The sequence below is a fragment of the Lacihabitans lacunae genome, from assembly GCF_042649125.1.
GTDB classification, from domain to species: Bacteria; Bacteroidota; Bacteroidia; order Cytophagales; family Spirosomataceae; genus Leadbetterella; species Leadbetterella lacunae.
This window is the reverse complement of record NZ_JBHRYQ010000001.1, coordinates 2,476,767-2,494,603: the sequence shown is the minus strand read 5'-3', so window position 1 is coordinate 2,494,603 and position 17,837 is coordinate 2,476,767. Positions and strand designations below refer to the sequence as shown.

Annotated in this window: 17 protein-coding genes; 11 read left to right on the top strand and 6 right to left on the bottom strand. The window is 38.4% G+C overall.

The annotated features are described in order from the left end of the window. Positions 1-126 precede the first annotated feature (126 nt). The 4 genes from atpC to ACFOOI_RS10885 form a co-directional block, all read right to left on the bottom strand. Positions 127-369: an ATP synthase F1 subunit epsilon gene (atpC, locus tag ACFOOI_RS10900; protein WP_379837930.1), complete on the bottom strand. Its 243-nt coding sequence runs from the start codon at positions 367-369 to the stop codon at positions 127-129. 41 nt (positions 370-410) lie between these two features. Further along, positions 411-1,916 (bottom strand): F0F1 ATP synthase subunit beta, encoded by a 1,506-nt coding sequence (gene atpD, locus ACFOOI_RS10895; RefSeq protein ID WP_379837928.1) that lies wholly within the window; start codon positions 1,914-1,916, stop codon positions 411-413. 468 nt (positions 1,917-2,384) lie between these two features. Continuing rightward, positions 2,385-3,203, bottom strand: a complete 819-nt coding sequence (locus ACFOOI_RS10890) for a formylglycine-generating enzyme family protein (RefSeq protein ID WP_379837926.1) — start codon at positions 3,201-3,203, stop codon at positions 2,385-2,387. Positions 3,204-3,354: 151 nt separating this feature from the next. Continuing rightward, positions 3,355-3,741 (bottom strand): TraR/DksA family transcriptional regulator, encoded by a 387-nt coding sequence (locus ACFOOI_RS10885; RefSeq protein WP_379837924.1) that lies wholly within the window; start codon positions 3,739-3,741, stop codon positions 3,355-3,357. Between the two features lie 379 nt (positions 3,742-4,120). Between ACFOOI_RS10885 and ACFOOI_RS10880 the strand changes: the two genes are divergently transcribed. From ACFOOI_RS10880 to ACFOOI_RS10865, 4 genes are all read left to right on the top strand, one after another. Next, complete coding sequence (locus ACFOOI_RS10880) at positions 4,121-5,398, top strand: Glu/Leu/Phe/Val family dehydrogenase (RefSeq protein ID WP_379837922.1); 1,278 nt, start codon at positions 4,121-4,123, stop codon at positions 5,396-5,398. A 90-nt stretch (positions 5,399-5,488) separates the two neighbouring features. Next, entirely contained in the window at positions 5,489-6,286 is a 798-nt protein-coding gene (locus ACFOOI_RS10875) for an SDR family oxidoreductase (RefSeq protein WP_379837920.1), read from the top strand. Between the two features lie 39 nt (positions 6,287-6,325). Then, positions 6,326-6,841 carry a SixA phosphatase family protein gene (locus tag ACFOOI_RS10870; protein WP_379837918.1) on the top strand — a complete coding sequence of 172 codons (516 nt, stop codon included), beginning with the start codon at positions 6,326-6,328 and terminating at the stop codon, positions 6,839-6,841. After that, positions 6,834-6,977 carry a hypothetical protein gene (locus tag ACFOOI_RS10865; protein ID WP_379837916.1) on the top strand — a complete coding sequence of 48 codons (144 nt, stop codon included), beginning with the start codon at positions 6,834-6,836 and terminating at the stop codon, positions 6,975-6,977. Before ACFOOI_RS10870 ends, ACFOOI_RS10865 begins: the two co-directional genes overlap by 8 nt. Before the next feature lie 56 nt (positions 6,978-7,033). Here ACFOOI_RS10865 and ACFOOI_RS10860 read toward each other — a convergent pair whose 3' ends face one another. Further along, positions 7,034-7,537 carry a GbsR/MarR family transcriptional regulator gene (locus tag ACFOOI_RS10860; protein WP_379837914.1) on the bottom strand — a complete coding sequence of 168 codons (504 nt, stop codon included), beginning with the start codon at positions 7,535-7,537 and terminating at the stop codon, positions 7,034-7,036. A 177-nt stretch (positions 7,538-7,714) separates the two neighbouring features. Here ACFOOI_RS10860 and ACFOOI_RS10855 point away from each other — a divergent pair, with 177 nt between their 5' ends. Next, complete coding sequence (locus tag ACFOOI_RS10855) at positions 7,715-8,161, top strand: hypothetical protein (RefSeq protein WP_379837912.1); 447 nt, start codon at positions 7,715-7,717, stop codon at positions 8,159-8,161. On the opposite strand, the gene ACFOOI_RS10850 is transcribed toward ACFOOI_RS10855, so the two are convergent. Then, on the bottom strand, positions 8,151-8,807 hold the full coding sequence (locus ACFOOI_RS10850; RefSeq protein ID WP_379837910.1) for a metal-dependent transcriptional regulator: 657 nt from the start codon (positions 8,805-8,807) through the stop codon (positions 8,151-8,153). The two genes, ACFOOI_RS10855 and ACFOOI_RS10850, sit on opposite strands and share 11 nt — an antisense overlap. 107 nt (positions 8,808-8,914) lie before the next feature. Here ACFOOI_RS10850 and ACFOOI_RS10845 point away from each other — a divergent pair, with 107 nt between their 5' ends. The 6 genes from ACFOOI_RS10845 to ilvN all read left to right on the top strand — a co-directional run bounded on the left by ACFOOI_RS10845 (position 8,915) and on the right by ilvN (position 17,826). Continuing rightward, on the top strand, positions 8,915-11,170 hold the full coding sequence (locus ACFOOI_RS10845; protein ID WP_379837908.1) for a TonB-dependent receptor: 2,256 nt from the start codon (positions 8,915-8,917) through the stop codon (positions 11,168-11,170). Positions 11,171-11,227: 57 nt separating this feature from the next. Beyond that, positions 11,228-11,968: a glycosyltransferase family 2 protein gene (locus tag ACFOOI_RS10840; protein ID WP_379837906.1), complete on the top strand. Its 741-nt coding sequence runs from the start codon at positions 11,228-11,230 to the stop codon at positions 11,966-11,968. Positions 11,969-12,102: 134 nt separating this feature from the next. Next, complete coding sequence (locus ACFOOI_RS10835; RefSeq protein ID WP_379837904.1) at positions 12,103-13,311, top strand: argininosuccinate synthase; 1,209 nt, start codon at positions 12,103-12,105, stop codon at positions 13,309-13,311. Positions 13,312-13,738: 427 nt separating this feature from the next. Then, positions 13,739-15,424 carry a dihydroxy-acid dehydratase gene (ilvD, locus tag ACFOOI_RS10830; protein WP_379837902.1) on the top strand — a complete coding sequence of 562 codons (1,686 nt, stop codon included), beginning with the start codon at positions 13,739-13,741 and terminating at the stop codon, positions 15,422-15,424. Positions 15,425-15,445: 21 nt separating this feature from the next. Next, positions 15,446-17,194, top strand: a complete 1,749-nt coding sequence (gene ilvB / locus ACFOOI_RS10825) for a biosynthetic-type acetolactate synthase large subunit (protein WP_379837900.1) — start codon at positions 15,446-15,448, stop codon at positions 17,192-17,194. Positions 17,195-17,292: 98 nt separating this feature from the next. Next, positions 17,293-17,826, top strand: coding sequence for an acetolactate synthase small subunit (gene ilvN / locus ACFOOI_RS10820; RefSeq protein WP_379837898.1), 534 nt, complete (start codon positions 17,293-17,295; stop codon positions 17,824-17,826). Positions 17,827-17,837: the final 11 nt, after the last annotated feature.

The window sequence follows — 17,837 nt, the reverse complement described above, 5'->3', positions numbered from 1 at the left end:
AGTAAAACAAGGCTTTTGAAAATAGAAAGGATGGTTAATTTGGTAACAAATATTTTTTAATTTGGGCACAAAAAAAGGGCTAATGTGTTTGAAACATTAGCCCTTTATAAGTTTTTATAAAATCTATCAAATAACAGCTTCGGCCAAAACCAACACTCTGTTTTTTGATACTTCTAATACACCTCCGTCTACTATGATAGTCTCGGTTTTGCCTTTGATATCATAAGTAAGGTCTCCTTTTAGTAATGTACTTACCATTGGAGCGTGGTCTTTTAAAAGTTGAAATTGTCCGTTTTTTCCTGGAAGAATAATCGAATCTACTTCGCCCTCAAAGACTTTTTTATCTGGTGTTATTATTTCTAAATTCATTTTTTTAAACCTTAAGTTTTATTTAAAAACCAATTGTGAAATTACTTAGTTGCTTCAGCAATTAGTCTTTCTCCTTTAGTAACTGCATCTTCAATAGAACCTACAAGGTTAAACGCAGCCTCAGGAAGGTGATCGTAATCTCCATTCATGATTTGGTTAAATCCTTTGATAGTATCGTTGATATCTACAAGTACTCCTTTTAATCCTGTAAACTGCTCAGCAACAAAGAATGGCTGAGATAAGAAACGCTGAACACGACGAGCTCTAGAAACTACTAGTTTGTCATCTTCAGAAAGTTCTTCAAGTCCAAGAATAGCGATGATATCTTGAAGTTCTTTGTAACGTTGTAAAAGAAGTTTAACACTTTGAGCACAGTCATAGTGAGCATCACCTAAAACTTCAGCAGAAAGAATTCTAGAAGAAGAATCTAACGGATCCACCGCTGGGTAGATACCAAGCTCAGCAATTTTACGACTTAATACGGTAGTGGCATCAAGGTGAGCAAATGTTGTAGCTGGAGCAGGGTCAGTTAAGTCATCGGCAGGTACGTAAACGGCCTGTACCGAGGTAATTGATCCTCTTTTTGTTGAAGCGATACGCTCTTGCATCACACCCATTTCGGTTGCCAAAGTTGGTTGGTAACCTACCGCTGAAGGCATACGACCCAAAAGGGCAGAAACCTCAGAACCCGCTTGTGTAAAACGGAAAATGTTATCGATAAAGAATAGGATATCACGTCCTTTGCCTTCGCCGTCACCATCACGGAAGTGTTCCGCTACTGTAAGACCAGAAAGGGCTACTCTAGCACGAGCACCTGGAGGCTCGTTCATTTGTCCAAATATAAATGTGGCTTGTGATTCTTTCAAAGCTTCTCTGTCTACTACGCTAAGATCCCATCCGCCTTCTTCCATTGAGTGTTTAAATGCATCACCGTATTTTACAATACCTGATTCGATCATCTCACGAAGCAAATCGTTTCCTTCACGTGTACGCTCACCTACACCTGCAAATACCGAAAGACCAGCATATGCTTTTGCGATATTGTTGATTAGCTCTTGGATCAATACCGTTTTACCTACACCGGCACCACCAAATAAACCAATTTTTCCACCTTTTACGTATGGAGCTAATAAGTCAATAACTTTGATACCTGTAAAAAGTACCTCAGTAGCTGTGGCAAGATCTTCAAACTTAGGTGCACCTCTGTGAATAGATAGGCCCGGAGTGTTAACTGCTCCTAAACCGTCAATAGCTTCGCCTACTACGTTAAAAAGTCTTCCTTTAATCTCCTCGCCAGTAGGCATAGTGATAGGAGTACCCAAGTGAGTAACTGCTTGTCCTCTTTGAAGTCCGTCAGTACTATCCATTGCGATTGCACGTACACGATCTTCTCCAAGGTGCTGCTGTACCTCAAGGATTACTTTTTGACCATTAAGTTTAGTTACAGACAAAGCGTCTAATATTGCAGGTAGAGAAGCGGCTTCCCCCTCAAAACTTACGTCCACAACTGGTCCGATTATTTGTGAGATTTTACCAATATTTGCCATTTATGTTTTGTTTTTAATTAAATCTATTGATTTCGGACTGCAAAATTATAAATTCTGTATTACAAAACAAATTAGAATACATAGTATTTGTATTTTTTTTAGAGAAATCCAACGAAAAAGCCTTTTTTATTGGAAGAAAGTATGATTTATGTTTTTAAAATATTTACGGAGCAATCAAAAAAGTGTATTCTTTGTAAGAATTAGTCGCAAAAGACTCGAATTGCGTTCTAGATCTGGTGTTGCTTTTAGTTAAATTAGCCAAGGTATCGTTTTAAAAAAAAATATTATTGTGATTAAGCTTTTGTTAAAACTGATATTTTTCTCAAAGTATTTTTAATGAAGTTTATATCACAAAAAAAAGCGATACATTTTTAATGCATCGCTTTAAGGATATTTTCAATTAAAATCGATTCTAAATTAATTCGCTTTCATTTTAGCTTCAATAGGCGGTTTTGGATGTTCAATTCCTCATAATATTTTCACCGCAATTCTAAATCCTACGCTTTTGGATGGGGCTTTCAGGTCGTTTTTTGCATCGATTTGTAATTCATCCGCATTGGTATCCCATGCTCCTCCTTTTATCGTGTCTGGCTCCTTTGTTAACTCTGCTACGTTTCCGCACATTTGGTAAACACCAAACTTATTTGGTGCAAATGAAAATACACTTGCAGTGAATAAATTTCGCTCCGGAGCTGAGGTTCTTAATTCATTCAGGTATTTAATGTTCTCTTTTTTGAAGTTTGCTAATGCTTTCCCTTTACTGTCTTGTAAGTAAGGCCCGCCCCAGGTAAAAATTTTAGTGTGTTCATCTCCTCTAGCTGCTCTTACCCATTCTGCTTCAGTTGGTAGCGAAACTTTTATTTTAAGTCCTTCATTTAGGTTTTCGTTCAATTTTGTTTCTATCCATTTGCAATAGTTTTCAGCTTGTCTATAGCTGATGCCAACCACAGGGGAGGTTCTAAAACCAGGGTGTCTCAAATATGCGTTTACAAACCCTTGGTTAACGTTTTCTTTGCTTGACCAGACTGTAGTGTCAGGAAGTGATTTTTGGTACAATTCTGGATTTGTTGATTTAATATCTTCAAGAAAAGCAACGTACTCTTGATTTGTAGTTTCTGTTTTTGAAATATAAAATTCGTCTACATGTACTTTTCTTTGCTTAATAAATGCATCTCCTTCAGGTATTTTAGCATAAGCTTTAAGGTGCTTTTTGATTGGGTCTGATAGTTTTTCCTTATTAAAAGAAAAAAGTGTTAGTATGGGTAAAAGAAATAATAGTTTTTTCATTTTAATGGATTTTTGCAATTGTGAATGATTAGATTGTAAAAAAACGGGTTTTATTTCAAATTATTTTTTCGAGGGAAAGATTATCACAAAAAAAGCGATACATTTTAAATGCATCGCTTTAAGGATATTTTCAATTAAAATCGATTCTAAATTAATTCGCTTTCATTTTAGCTTCAATAGTCTGCTGTGTATGAGGTACAGCTTTTAGTCTCTCTTTCGGAATTAACTTGCCTGTATCTTTACATAATCCGTAAGTTCCGTTTTTAATTCTAATGAGAGCAGCTTCAAGTTGAGAGGCAAACTTCTGTAGTCTTGATGCAGACTGGCTCAGTTGCTCTTTTTCTCTCACGTCAGCTCCGTCTTCTAGTGTTTTAGATCCTACAGCTGTATTGTCAGTGCCGTTGTCGTTTTTTCTACTTAAGGTCTCTTTAATAAAGTTTACCTCGGTGTTAGTAGCAGCAAGTTTTTTTAAGATTATCTCTTCAAACTCAGCCAATTCAGCTTCTGAATATCTTGTTTTTTCGTCTGAGGTAGCCATAATTTTAAAGTTTTGGGTAAAGAATAAATAGTATAGTTAAATTTGGGTGCAAAGATAACGCATTTTTTAAAAAAAGGCAACCTTTATTTTTTTAGTAAACGTGCTAGTAATTAGGATAAAAGAAGATTTACTTGGCTTTTTAGACTAAATATTTATTTAACGGTAATAAATGACTTTCTTTAAAAAAATTTTAGGAAAACTTAATTTTAAAACACAAAACAAAAATGTGGTTTTCCTTAATTTTGCATGGAGTTTATATGCTTAATTCTGTTTTTAGCCATAGTAATTTATTTATAAAAAATTATACTATTTCTGGAATTGACAATTGTTAAGTATTTTTGCGTTTAAGTTTTGAATCAACAAACAAAAAGTAGTAGATATGGCATATTTAGAGCCTGCTCCCATAAAGGATAAAGAAAATCCTTTGGAGTCGATGATGTCGAGGTTTGACGCAGCAGTCAAAATTCTCGGTATATCGGACGAAATGTACAATATATTAAAAGTTCCGGCCAGACAAGTGATAGTTGGCCTGCCCGTAACGATGGACGATGGCCGTGTAGAAGTATTTGAAGGCTACAGGGTTATTCACTCCACTATTCTTGGTCCAGGAAAAGGCGGGATCCGTTTTGATCCAGATGTTACTTTAGATGAGGTACGTGCTTTGGCCGCTTGGATGACATGGAAATGTGCTGTAGTGGATATTCCTTACGGCGGTGCCAAAGGTGGTATTGCTTGTAATCCAAGAAATATGTCTTCTGGGGAGATTGAGCGTTTGATGCGTGCTTACACCATCGCTATGCTCGATATTTTTGGTCCTGACAAAGATATTCCGGCTCCAGACATGGGTACGGGTCCGAGAGAGATGGCCTGGCTAATGGATGAATACTCAAAAGCTAAAGGTGCCAATTGTCCCGCTGTGGTTACAGGTAAGCCATTGGTGCTAGGAGGTTCATTGGGTAGGACTGAGGCTACGGGTAGAGGTGTTATGGTTTCGGCTTTGGCGGCTATGGATAAGCTTAAACTTAATCCATACAGAGCTACGGCGGCTGTGCAAGGTTTTGGTAATGTGGGTTCACATGCCGCGGCTTTGTTAAAAGAAAAAGGGGTTAACATTAACGGTATTTCTGATATTTCGGGTGCTTATTACAATGACGGAGGTATCGATATCGAAAAAGCGATTGCATATAGAGATGCTAACAAAGGTAGCTTAGAAGGTTTTAAAGGTGCTGAGTTAATTGACCCCGAAGAGTTGTTGTTTTTACCCGTAGATTTATTGGTTCCGGCAGCAAAAGAAGATGTGATCACAAAAAACAATGCATCTAAAATTCAAGCCAAATTAATAGTAGAAGGAGCCAATGGTCCTACTTCAGCAAAAGCAGATGATATAATCAATGAAAAAGGCATTATGGTAGTGCCTGATATTTTGGCCAATGCCGGAGGGGTTACTGTTTCGTATTTTGAGTGGGTTCAAAACCGAATCGGATACAAATGGACATTAGATAGAATTAACAGAAGATGTGATAGAGCCATGAAAGATGCATTTAACAATGTGTTTGAGGTTTCTCAAAAACACGACGTTTCGCTGAGGCTTGCGGCTTATATTCTTGCTATTGACAAGGTTTCTAGCTCGTACAAATTTAGAGGGGGTTACGGTTGATAAGTATTTTTTTAATAAAATTAAGGGTGCAAACTAACAAGTTTGTGCCCTTTTTTGTTTTTGAATGTATATTTGTCTTTTTAAAATAATATGGGATTTTTAGATAATAAAGTAGTTTGGATTACCGGTGCTTCGGCGGGTATTGGAGAAGCTACGGCTCATCAAGTGGCAAAAGAAGGCGGCAAGTTAGTGCTGTCTGCAAGAAGAGTAGAGGAGCTTGTGCGAGTTAAGAAAGAATTAGGTTTGGCAGAAGCCGATGTGTTGGTTTTGCCGATGGACGTAACTGCGGTTGCTAGTTTTGAGGGTTTGGCCAAGCAAGTGATTGATAAGTTTGGTAGAATCGACGTCTTGTTTAATAATGCCGGCATTTCGCAAAGGGGCGATGTGATAGGAACCTCAATGGAAGTGTATCAGACGCTTTTTGATGTTAACTTTTTCGGTGTTGTGGCTCTAACTAAAGTTGTTTTGCCGTATATGATTGCCCAAAAGTCGGGTCAAATAGCTGTAACTAGCAGCCTTTCGGGAAAGCTGGGTACGCCAAAGCGATCGGGATATTGTGCTACCAAGCATGCCCTTCACGGCTTTTTTGATTCTCTTCGTGCTGAAGTTACGGAACATAATATCCACGTGCTTTTGGTATGTCCAGGTTATATCAATACTGATATTTCGCTCAATGCATTGGCAGCTGATGGGTCAAAATATGGTAAAAAGGACGTGAACCAAGCGAATGGACTTTCGGCTCAGGAGTGTGCCGAAAAGATCGTTTCAGGCTTAAAAAACAGGAAGAGTGAGATTTATATGGGAGGTAAAGAAGTGTTAGGGGTTTATTTGAAGCGTTTTTTCCCTAAACTTTTAGAGAAAATTATTTTGAAACAGCAGCCTAAATGATGTACTTTTCGAAAATTTAATGGATAATAAAGCATAATTATGGTCAAAGATTTATATTTAATAAGACACGCTACCGCCGAAGATGCGGGTAATTCTGCAATGTTGCGTGATTTTGACCGCGAGTTAACTTCCAAAGGGGTAATGCAGTCTGCAAGGCTTGGGAAATATATGGCAGACAAAGGTTTGGTGCCGCAGGAGGTTCATTGCAGTCCAGCTGCGAGAACCCTCAAGACTGCCACATTGGTTTTCGAACAAATGAAACTTAACGATGAAGCAGTTAAGGCTAATGAAACCCTCTATGGAGGTGGACCAAGAGGTTATTTGGCTTTAGTTAATAGTCTTTCGGAGGAGGTTCATTCAGTTGCATTGGTTGGGCATAATCCTGATATTACGTTTTTTGCTGAATATTTGTGTACCAAAGATGTGGGAGGTAGTATGAAAAAAGGAACGCTTATTCATTTTAGATTTGAAAATCTTAATTGGGCAGAGGTTTCTCAAAAATCAGCAGATTTTATAAGTAGGTTAGACGTTAAAAAACTTTTTGAAAATGAATAAAAGGAATCGAAATATATTTAGGGCAGTGTTTTTCTTGTTTTTGGCAATTGTTATCTATGTATTATACGACATGGCCAGACAAACTACAGCTCCGTGGAATAAAAAGAAGCAATTGGAGCGGGCAATTCCTAAATAAAAAAAAACTGTATCCTACTAAAAGCAGAATACAGTATACCTAAACCCCAAAATTTACTACTTGAATAATTTTAGAAAGTTGGTTTTGAGCCAGCTTTCTTCAGATTTTATCACCATTTCTATGGTGTTGTCTGCAAAACCAGCCACAGTGCTGATGTCGCCTATTATCTTTAAAAGTTCTTTGTTTTCTTCATTGTCTGCCGGAAGGTTCTTTTTGATCTCTTCCATGGTATCTAATATCGGAGCTATTTCTCTTCTCCTTCTTTCTCTTGCTATTTGTCTTGCTACCTTCCAGATGTCTTTTTCAGCAATAAAATATTCTTTTCGTTCGCCGGGCAATAGTTGTTTATAAATAAGTCCCCAACTCATTAAATCCCTTAGGTTCATGTTTACATTTCCTCTCGAAATCTGGAGTTCTTCCATGATCTCGTCGGCATTCAGGGCCTTTGTGGCTAACAATAGTAGGGCGTGAATTTGCGACATAGTCCTGTTTATGCCCCACTGCGTAGCAAGGGTGCCCCAAGTATGGATAAACCGGTCTTTCGCTTCTTTTAATTCCATAAAATGTTTTTATATATTCTGTCGCACGTAATAAGTTCCAAATTAAAATAGTCTTTTTGAATTTTCAAAATATTCTGAAAGTTTTTTATAAAAAAAAGTTCCGCCACGTGCTACTCGGTACATTTTTTGATACTATTTATTTGGATAAATAACATTAATACTAAAATTATGCCAACTATGTTTCAGACATCTATTCAAAGAAAAGCGGCTTTCCTGTTGATATTAACAGTGGCATTGTTTCAGTTTTCTTGTAAAAAAGAAACAGTAGAGCTGAGTTTGGCTCAGCAAGTAGAAGGTACTTATAATGCCGTTTCTATTGATATCGGGGGCACAGTGGTGCCTATGCCTATTACTGACAATCAGACTAAGTTAGACGTGTCGTTTATAATTACGAGTAAAACTGATAATACCATGGATGTGGAGCAAGTTTTAACTCAAACTACAAATGGAGTAGCTACAAAAGACAGCGAGCTTCAGAGTGGCTTGGTTTTAATTAAAAAAACTGACGGATCTATTTCGCTCATGAACGGAAATGTGGAATTTGGTTCGGTTACGAGTAATAAATTCAAACTTGTGACGGAATTTAACGGATTGTCTACCGTTTTTATGGCCGTTAAGATTTAACGATCAGTAAGTTTTCACAAACTAGGCTACTTAGGTTTAACGTAGTTTTTTGATTGACTGTCACTTTCATGCTTTTGTCAAAGTCTTGTACTTCTACTATTTCAAGGCTGTCGCCAAGTTTGAGGTCCAAACTACCAAGTAATTTTAGGAAACTATCTGAAGAATTTCCAACTGAGGCTAAAACGCCTTTTTGAGCAATTGAACACTCCGAGAGTTTTATATAGTTAAGCTCTGGGAGTTTTCCGTTTTTATCAGGTATGGGCGATCCGTGCGGGTCTACCGTTGGGTGGTTTAATATTTCTGCTATCTTGTCAAAAAACTCAGGAGACTTAATATGCTCCACCTGTTCTGCAATTTCATGCACCTGATCCCAGGCGAATCCCATTTTTTCTACCAAATATATTTCCGTAAGTCTGTGTTTTCTTATGACAAGCCCTGCCGCTTTGCTGCCGTTTTCGGTTAGCGAGAGAGGTTTGTATTTTTCATACGCCACCAAACCTTTAGCCGCAAGTTTTTTTACCATACTGTTTACTGTAGGCATTTTTATGTCTAAACTAAGGCTCAGTTCATGCACAGACACCTCCGTGTTATGGAAACTTAGGTGGTAGAGAGTTTTTAGATAATTTTCTTCAGTAAACGATAGCATTTTACAAAGGTAATTAAAGTCTGATTTTCTGATTAAATTATATGTAAATATTTTGTTAGAGTAATCTAACTTTGTAATTTTGTATTTCTAATAATTAACTTTCGAGGATGAATAAGTATTTTCTTGCATTGCTGTTTTTTCTAAGTTCGGGGGTCTTTGTGGTCTCATTTGCACAATTTTCGTTGTCCATACGGGTGGTAGATGCGGCTAGCGATGAGGTTATTCCGGGAGCAGTGGTGTATGTGGCGGGTAAATCTTTGTTGACAGATTTTGATGGAATGGCTCGTAAGAATGCATTAACAAAAGGAAAATATACCTATAAAGTCACATATGTGTCTATGCAGACGCTAGAAGGGGATGTAGAGGTAAGTAGTGATACTTTGGTGGAGTTAAAACTAAAAGCTGGTTTTCGGCAAATGGATGAATTGGTGGTAAGCGGTACACTAAAGCCTATTTCTAAGTCAGAAAGTGCTGTTCCTATTGAGGTTTTGTCGGCTACTTTTTTTAAGAAAAATCCTAGTCCGAGTATTTTTGATGCTTTGCAAAATGTAAACGGCGTTCGCCCACAAATCAATTGTAATATCTGTAGCACAGGCGATATTCATATAAATGGCCTTGAAGGGCCGTATACCTTGGTTTTGATAGACGGCATGCCCATCGTTTCGGCTTTAGGTTCGGTGTATGGCTTGTCTGGAATTCCGATGGGAATTGTAGATAAGATTGAAATAGTGAAGGGGCCGTCTTCTACACTTTATGGTTCTGAAGCCATGGGAGGTCTTATAAATATTATCACTAAAAAAGCAGAAAAAGCTCCGAGATTATACTTGGAGAGCAATACCACCTCGTGGTTTGATACCAATTTAGATGCTGCTATTAGCTATTCTAAAAACAATGTTGGGGTGCTGTTGGGAGCTAATTTGTTCAATTATAATAAGCCGAAGGATTTAAATATCGATGGTTTTACGGATTTGACACTTCAGCAAAGGGCTTCTTTTTTTAGTAAAGTTAGTTTTGGGCGAACCCATAAAACTCAAGTAGCTCTTAGATATTTAAATGAAAACAGGTGGGGTGGACAAATGGGCTGGCAGCTGTCTGATAGAGGAAAAGAGACAAAATACGGGGAGAGTATTTTCACAAAAAGGTTTGAGTTTATTGCCAATCAAGACTTGGGAAATGATTTGAGTTTAGATTTGTCTTATACTCACCATAATCAAGACTCGTTTTACGGCACCACCAAGTTTTTAGGAGACGATAAAATCGTATATTTTTTGGCCAAAAAGTATTTTAAAATCAAATCGCACGAGGTTTTGGTAGGTACGCCACTCAGATTAAACCTGTATGACGACAATACTTTTATCACCGAAAGTAACAACCAGAATAAACCTGTTTATATGTCTACGCCTGGTGTTTTTGTGCAAGATCAATGGCGAGTGAGCGATGGCTTTACGGCTTTGGCTGGGATAAGGTTTGACTATAACAGCGTTCATGGGGCTATTTGGAGTCCTCGTTTGGCACTTAAGTTTAAAGATGATAAGCAAACCGTAAGGTTAAACATAGGGCGAGGGTATCGGGTGGTGAATCTCTTTTCTGAAGACCACGCGGCACTATCGGGAGCACGTAAAGTTATAGTCAAAGAAACCCTAAAGCCCGAGCAGAGTTGGAATGTAAACTTAAACTTTGACAAACAATTTGTATTTTCAAGAGGTTTTGTGGGTTTTGATGCCTCGGTTTTTTATACGCATTTCTTCAATCAAATTATTCCCAATTACGATGTAAATCCTGCCGAAATAATATATGCCAACTTAAAAGGCTACGCCTATTCACGTGGTTTTAGTTTGAATTTAGATTTAGCAACTGATTCAAGATTTACGGCAAATGTTGGGGTAACATTTTTGGATTCAAAAATAAGCGATGGTGAACAAAAAGTTAGGCCCGTGCTTTCTGAAAGGGTAAATGGCGTTTGGAATCTCTCTTATGTAATTGGGAAAAAAGGCCTCAAAATAGACTATACGGGCAACCTGGTTGGGCCAATGCGTTTGCCTACTCAAAATGAGCTAGATCCTCGTCCAGAGTTTTCGCCTACTTGGTCGGTCCAAAATTTGCAACTTACTAAACCTTTTATTTCGGATAAATTAGAAGTGTTTGGTGGAGTGAAAAATATCTTCAATTTTTTGCCGTATAAAAATCTGCCTTTCCTAATCGCCCGAAGCGAGGATCCTTTTAACAAAAACGTAACCTACAATAATGAAGGTGGAGTTGTGGCCAATGAGGAAAATCCTTACGGTCTAAATTTTGATCCATCGTACGTATTTGCCTCTTTGCAGGGGCGTAGGATGTTTTTAGGTTTTAGGCTAAAACTGTAGCAGTTGTCTTGTTTTGGTACAACATTTGTATATTCGTACCCAAAAACAGGATTCCTAATGTATAATAACCAGAAAGTGGTAGTGGTGCTTCCGGCCTACAATGCCTCTCAGACTATAAAAAAAACATACGACGAAATACCTTTTGATTTGGTGGATGAAGTAGTTTTGGTCGACGACGCCAGTACGGATTCTACTATCGAGATGGCCAATAAGATCGGTATAAAGCACATAGTGGCACACCAAAGTAACAAAGGCTACGGCGGAAATCAGAAGAGCTGCTACCTGAAAGCCTTGGAGCTTAAGGCAGATATTGTGATTATGTTACATCCTGATTATCAATATACTCCATTGTTAATCCGCTCTATGGTTAGTATCATTGCAGAAGGCTTGTTTCCTGTGGTGATAGCTTCTCGAATATTGGGAAAGGGGGCTTTAAAAGGCGGAATGCCACTTTATAAATATTTCTTCAATCGGATTCTGACGCTAACGCAAAATATTTTAATCAATCAAAAACTTTCAGAATATCACACTGGATACCGTGCTTTTTCGGCTAAAGTTATCCAGGATATTAATTTTTTAGAAAACTCTGACGACTTCGTTTTTGATAATCAAATGCTTTGTCAGATCTTCAATAAAGGATACGAAATAGCCGAAATAACCTGCCCGACTAAATATTTTGAGGAGGCGTCTTCTATAAACTTCAAAAGAAGTATGATTTACGGAATTGGCTGTATTAAGACTTCTATTCAGTATTGGCTACAAAATAAAGGACTCGCCAAATACCCCATTTTTAAATAAAATAATTGGATAAAATATTAGTGCTAAGAAGGCTGCTTTTTGATATTTTCTAAAAGTTTGCCTTCTTTTTTCTATTTCAAAGCAATTAGTTCTAATTTTGTGGCTCAATTTTTTGTAACACCTCAAAGATTAAAATGAAAAAAGTTGTTTTGGCATACAGTGGAGGTCTCGATACCTCATTTTGTGTAAAATACCTCACCGAAGAAAAAGGAATGGAGGTTCACTCTGTTTTGGTTGATACCGGTGGATTTACAGACGAAGAAATCGCGGATATTGAAAAGAAAGCGTATGAGCTAGGTGTTAAATCGCATTTTACGTCGCGTGTTGCAGATAAATATTACAAAGAGTGTATCAAATATTTGATTTTTGGTAATGTATTAAAAAATAATACGTATCCATTGTCGGTAAGTGCCGAGCGTATTTTTCAGGCCATTGCAGTAGCTGAATATGCGAAGTCGCTAAATGCTAATGCTATCGCTCACGGATCTACTGGTGCCGGAAATGATCAAGTAAGATTCGATATGGCGTTCAGAATAATTGTGCCCGAAGCGGAGATTATTACGCCAATCAGAGACTTGAAACTATCGAGAGAGGCTGAAATCGAGTTTTTGAAATCAAAAGGTGTAGTGAGAGAATGGCATAAATCGACCTATTCTATCAATCAGGGCCTTTGGGGAACTTCTATTGGCGGCAAAGAAACCCTGAATTCATGGGAGAGTTTACCCGAGGAGGCGTATCCAAATCCGGTTACCAAAAAGAAGCCTTCTGAAATTACGCTTGAGTTTGTAAAAGGAGAGCTAAAAGCTGTAAACAATAAAAGATTTAAAAACCCGGTAGATGCCATCAGGCGATTGCATCAGCTGGCGGTGCCTTATGGTATCGGTAGAGATACTCACGTAGGCGATACTATTATTGGGATTAAGGGCCGTGTAGGTTTTGAGGCTGCAGCACCTTTGATTATAATAAAAGCTCACCATTTGCTAGAAAAACACGTGTTGTCTAAGTGGCAACAGTATTGGAAACAAAACATGGCAGAGTGGTACGGCATGTTGCTTCACGAAGGTCAATTTAATGAGCCTGTTTTAAGAGATATCGAGCAGTTTTTTGAAAGTACACAAGGACACGTGTCGGGTATTGTTAGGGTTTCGCTTTCTCCATATAACTTCCAGTTGTTAGGTATCGAGTCTAAGTATGATTTGATGTCGCCAATATTTGGTTCTTATGGTGAAATGAACAATGCTTGGTCAGGTGATGACGTGAGAGGTTTCTCTAAAATAGCCTCTAATCAAGTGATGATTTATCAAAAAGTGGCTGAGCTGGCCGAGAAGGAAAATAAGAAATAAGCGAAGGGATATTTTTCCTTATAAAAGGAAGGAATTTTTAAAAAAAGCTAGAGAAGTGAGTTTCGTAAAAATCGAAAGTTGCTTTTTTAGCTTTTTTTTGTTTTTGGATTAAGGGTGAGTTGCTCTTTTTCTAAAGTAAAAATTTTGAACTAAAGGAATTCGAAATCGATATTTTGCTTTTTTTAAAACGAGTATTCTTGTTTATGTATAGTCAGAAACGTTTGAAATTAAACGTTAACCTGATTTCTTCTTTGAAAAATACAATATGTAGCTTTAAATAATCTACTCTGCTTACATACCGTTCTTTTTTCTTGGAATATTAAATTAAAATTTTTTGATTTGTATAGTTAAAAACAAACATAGAGCGAAATTTCGCTAATAGAGAAATTTTCATTTTTTGTTCAAAAATATTTTAAAGTAGATTTTAATGGCAAACGAACTCAATAAATTCAGTAGAACCCTCACCCAAGAAGTAAGTAACCCAGCTGCTCAGGCGATGCTTTATGCTATCGGACTTACAGAAGAAGACTTGAAAAAGCCACAAATCGGAATTGCGAGTACGGGATACGAAGGGAATCCATGTAATATTCACCTAAATGGACTTTCGGTTCATGTTAAAAAAGGGATTCAGGCGAATGATATGGTGGGTTTGATTTTTCATACAATCGGGGTTTCTGATGGTATGACAAACGGAAACGACGGTATGAGTTATTCGTTGCCAAGCCGTGACGTTATTGCAGATTCCATTGAAAACGTAGTTTCAGCTCAATGGTACGACGGCCTAATTACCGTAGTTGGTTGTGATAAAAATATGCCGGGAGCCATCATGGCCATGGCAAGAGTGAATCGTCCATCTATCATGGTATATGGCGGCACGGTTCGTTCGGGAGTTTGGAAAGGAAAAAAATTAGATATTGTTTCTGCATTTGAGGCATACGGTCAAAAAATAACAGGTACTATATCTGAAGAAGACTATAAAGGAGTAATTCAAAACTCTATTCCTGGTCAAGGTGCTTGTGGGGGGATGTATACGGCTAATACCATGGCATCGTCTATCGAGGCTTTGGGTTTAACATTGCCAAACAGTTCATCTTTTCCTGCCACCCACGAAGGCAAAGTAGCAGAATGTGTGGCGATAGGGGCAGCTATGAAAGTTATTCTAGAAAAGCAGATTTTGCCAAGAGATATCATTACTAAAAAATCACTTGAAAACGCACTGACTTTAGTTATGGCTTTGGGTGGTTCTACAAACGCAGTACTTCACTATTTGGCTATTGCCCACTCTGCGGGTATCGAACTTACCTATAAAGACATACAAGATATTTCAGATCGTACACCGTTTATTGCCGATCTAAAACCTTCTGGTAAATATTACATGGAAGATGTTTTGGCTCTTGGTGGCGTGCAGGCCATTATCAAATACTTGATGAAAGAAGGTTTGATTCACGGTGACTGCTTGACTATTAGTGGTAAAACTATGGCTGAGAACTTAGAGGACGTGGTAGATTTAGAATTTGAAAACCAAAAAATCATACATCGAATTTCCGATCCAATCAAAAAGACGGGACACATTCAGATACTTTATGGTAACCTAGCCACAAGAGGTAGTGTAGCCAAAATAACAGGAAAAGAAGGCCTTAAGTTTGAGGGTATTGCCAAAGTTTGTGACAAAGAAGAAGAGATGCTAGAGGCATTTGCCAAAGGCGAAATAAAAGAAGGTCAAGTAATCGTGATTCGTTACGAAGGACCACGTGGTGGACCAGGTATGCCAGAAATGTTAAAACCAACTTCAGCTGTAATGGGTGCAGGTTTGGGCGACAAAGTAGCCATGGTAACTGACGGGCGTTTCTCAGGAGGAACACACGGATTTGTGGTTGGGCACATTTCGCCAGAAGCTTACGAGGGCGGTACTATTGCCTTGGTAAAAGACGGCGATAGAATCACAATTGACGCAGAGTCGCGTGAGCTAACGGTGCATGTTTCGGATGAAGAATTGGCAGAAAGAAGAAAGACTTGGAAGCCACTTACACCGCCGTTTATTGAGCATGGAATATTGAGAAAATACTTTAAGAATGTTTCGCCAGCCGATGAAGGTTGCGTTACAGACAAATAACATAAATAAATAAAAATTACCATGAGTAAAGAATTAGAAATCATGGAACCGAGTGTTAAAGACGGCTTAGTTTCTGAGCCGAAGTTTTTGACTGGAGGGCAGGCTTTAATGGAGTGTTTGGTTGCAGAAAATGTAAATACTATTTTTGGGTATCCAGGTGGAGCCATTATGCCTATTTACGATGCTCTTTATGATTACACCGATCGTATAAATCACGTTTTGGTGAGACACGAACAAGGAGCCTCGCATGCTGCCGAAGGATATGCCCGCACAAGTGGCAAAGTAGGTGTTTGTATGGCTACTTCAGGGCCAGGGGCTACTAACTTGGTTACGGGTATAGCAGACGCCATCATTGATTGTACACCATTGGTGGCCATTACAGGTCAAGTGGCATCAAATCTATTGGGTACCGATGCGTTTCAGGAGACTGACGTAATCGGAATCACTACTCCGATATGTAAATGGAATTACCAAATTACCAGTGCTGACGAAATTCCACTTATCCTAGCAAAGGCGTTTTATATCGCTATGGCCGGTAAGCCAGGTCCTGTTTTGATTGATATTACAAAAGACGCTCAGGTGCAACAAATGACAGTGCCATTTGCGTACAGAAAAATTGATAAACTTCCTGGTTATCATCCGAGAAGAACTCCCAAAAAAGAACAAGTTGAGAAAGCTGCAGAGCTTATCAATTCGGCCAAAAGACCATATATATTGGTTGGTCACGGCGTATTGATTTCGGAGGCGATGGAAGAGTTTAGAGAGTTTGTAGAAAAAACTGACATACCGGTTGCGAGCACGCTTTTGGGTATTTCTGCTATTTCTATCGACCATCCAAATTATATGGGTTGGTTGGGTATGCACGGCATGTACGCACCCAATGTCATGACTGACCAATGCGACGTTTTGATTGCGATTGGTATGCGTTTTGACGATCGAGTTACGGGCGATGCCTCCCTGTTTGTTAAGCAGGCTCGTATCGTTCACATCGAAATAGACCCTGCCGAAATAGATAAAATCAAAAAAGCTGAGGCTCCTGTGGTGGGCGATGCAAAAGAGGTTTTAAAAGCTCTGATGCCTTTGGTAAAGAAAAACGATTTTACGGCCTGGAAAAATGAGTTCCGTAAGCTTGAACCCAAAGAAAAAGAGGCGGTTTCTGATCGTGATCTAAGACAAGAAGGTGAAATAAAAATGGCGGAAGTGGTCCGCATGGTTTCTGAAAAAACCAAAGGTGAGGCTTGTGTAGTAGTAGACGTGGGTCAGCACCAAATGGTGACAGCCAGATACTATCAATATCGTAAGCACCATTCATACATCGCTTCGGGTGGCCTTGGAACCATGGGCTTTGCTATTCCTGCCGCTTTGGGGGCACAAATGGGGGCACCAGACAGGCAAGTAGTGGCTTTTATTGGCGACGGTTGTTTCCAGATGACCATACAAGAACTTGGTACTATTGCACAAAGCAAACTGCCGGTAAAACTTATCATTCTGAATAACAACTATTTGGGAATGGTACGTCAGTGGCAGCAGCTATTTTACGAAAAAAGATATTCTTTCGTGGAGCTCCAAAATCCTGATTTTATCATGATTGGTAAAGGTTTTGGAATAGAAGGAAAGAAGATTTCTGAAAGACAAGATTTGAGCCAAGCCATAGACAATATGCTTAATTATGACGGATCATACTTGTTAGAAGTGGTAGTTGAAAAAGAGGAAAACGTATTTCCGATGGTTCCTGCTGGTAGAAGCGTAAGTGAAATTAGACTGAAATAAGAAAATGATTTTCTGTTTTAGTTTTTGATAAAAATTTAAAAAATAAGGCTCTGAATAGATTTTGAAAGAAATTTTAATGAGTCATAAGATTTTATAAAATGCAATATACTATTTGCGTATTTACAGAGAATAGCATCGGGCTATTGAACAAGATAACGGTAATTTTTACTCGAAGGAGAATAAATATCGACAGTCTTACAGTTTCTGAAACTGTACGTCTTGGAGTTTCTCGTTTCACCATCGTGATCAAGCACGACAAACGTGAAGAGGTAGAAAAACTGGTGCGTCAGATCCGTAAAATTGTGGAGGTTTTGGCTGTGTTCGGATATTTAAATGAAGACATCGTGTATAACGAAATAGCTTTATTTAAGGTCTCTACACCACTTGGAGCCAAACCTTTGGATATAGATACCATTAATAGGGTGTACCGAGCGTGGGTGGTGTATTGGGAACTTGACTATGTGACCATACAAAAAACTGGTACCGAAGAAGAGATTTTTGAATTCTTTAAATACCTAAAACCATACGGAATCATAGAGTTCGTAAGGTCAGGTAGGGTAGCAGTTGGCAAAACACCACAAGGACTAGTAGAGTTTTTGCCCGATGAGGTAGACTGGGAGTATTATTTGTGATAGTTTGAAAA

Coding starts and splice junctions, on each gene's coding strand:
- ilvN (WP_379837898.1), top strand. CDS start 17,293: ATGCAATATACTATTTGCGTATTTACAGAGAATAGCATCGGGCTATTG.
- ACFOOI_RS10850 (WP_379837910.1), bottom strand. CDS start 8,807: ATGCTATCGTTTACTGAAGAAAATTATCTAAAAACTCTCTACCACCTA.
- ACFOOI_RS10880 (WP_379837922.1), top strand. CDS start 4,121: ATGGCATATTTAGAGCCTGCTCCCATAAAGGATAAAGAAAATCCTTTG.
- atpC (WP_379837930.1), bottom strand. CDS start 369: ATGAATTTAGAAATAATAACACCAGATAAAAAAGTCTTTGAGGGCGAA.
- ACFOOI_RS10865 (WP_379837916.1), top strand. CDS start 6,834: ATGAATAAAAGGAATCGAAATATATTTAGGGCAGTGTTTTTCTTGTTT.
- ACFOOI_RS10855 (WP_379837912.1), top strand. CDS start 7,715: ATGTTTCAGACATCTATTCAAAGAAAAGCGGCTTTCCTGTTGATATTA.
- ACFOOI_RS10845 (WP_379837908.1), top strand. CDS start 8,915: ATGAATAAGTATTTTCTTGCATTGCTGTTTTTTCTAAGTTCGGGGGTC.
- ilvD (WP_379837902.1), top strand. CDS start 13,739: ATGGCAAACGAACTCAATAAATTCAGTAGAACCCTCACCCAAGAAGTA.
- atpD (WP_379837928.1), bottom strand. CDS start 1,916: ATGGCAAATATTGGTAAAATCTCACAAATAATCGGACCAGTTGTGGAC.
- ACFOOI_RS10840 (WP_379837906.1), top strand. CDS start 11,228: ATGTATAATAACCAGAAAGTGGTAGTGGTGCTTCCGGCCTACAATGCC.
- ACFOOI_RS10835 (WP_379837904.1), top strand. CDS start 12,103: ATGAAAAAAGTTGTTTTGGCATACAGTGGAGGTCTCGATACCTCATTT.
- ACFOOI_RS10870 (WP_379837918.1), top strand. CDS start 6,326: ATGGTCAAAGATTTATATTTAATAAGACACGCTACCGCCGAAGATGCG.
- ACFOOI_RS10890 (WP_379837926.1), bottom strand. CDS start 3,203: ATGAAAAAACTATTATTTCTTTTACCCATACTAACACTTTTTTCTTTT.
- ACFOOI_RS10885 (WP_379837924.1), bottom strand. CDS start 3,741: ATGGCTACCTCAGACGAAAAAACAAGATATTCAGAAGCTGAATTGGCT.
- ilvB (WP_379837900.1), top strand. CDS start 15,446: ATGAGTAAAGAATTAGAAATCATGGAACCGAGTGTTAAAGACGGCTTA.
- ACFOOI_RS10860 (WP_379837914.1), bottom strand. CDS start 7,537: ATGGAATTAAAAGAAGCGAAAGACCGGTTTATCCATACTTGGGGCACC.
- ACFOOI_RS10875 (WP_379837920.1), top strand. CDS start 5,489: ATGGGATTTTTAGATAATAAAGTAGTTTGGATTACCGGTGCTTCGGCG.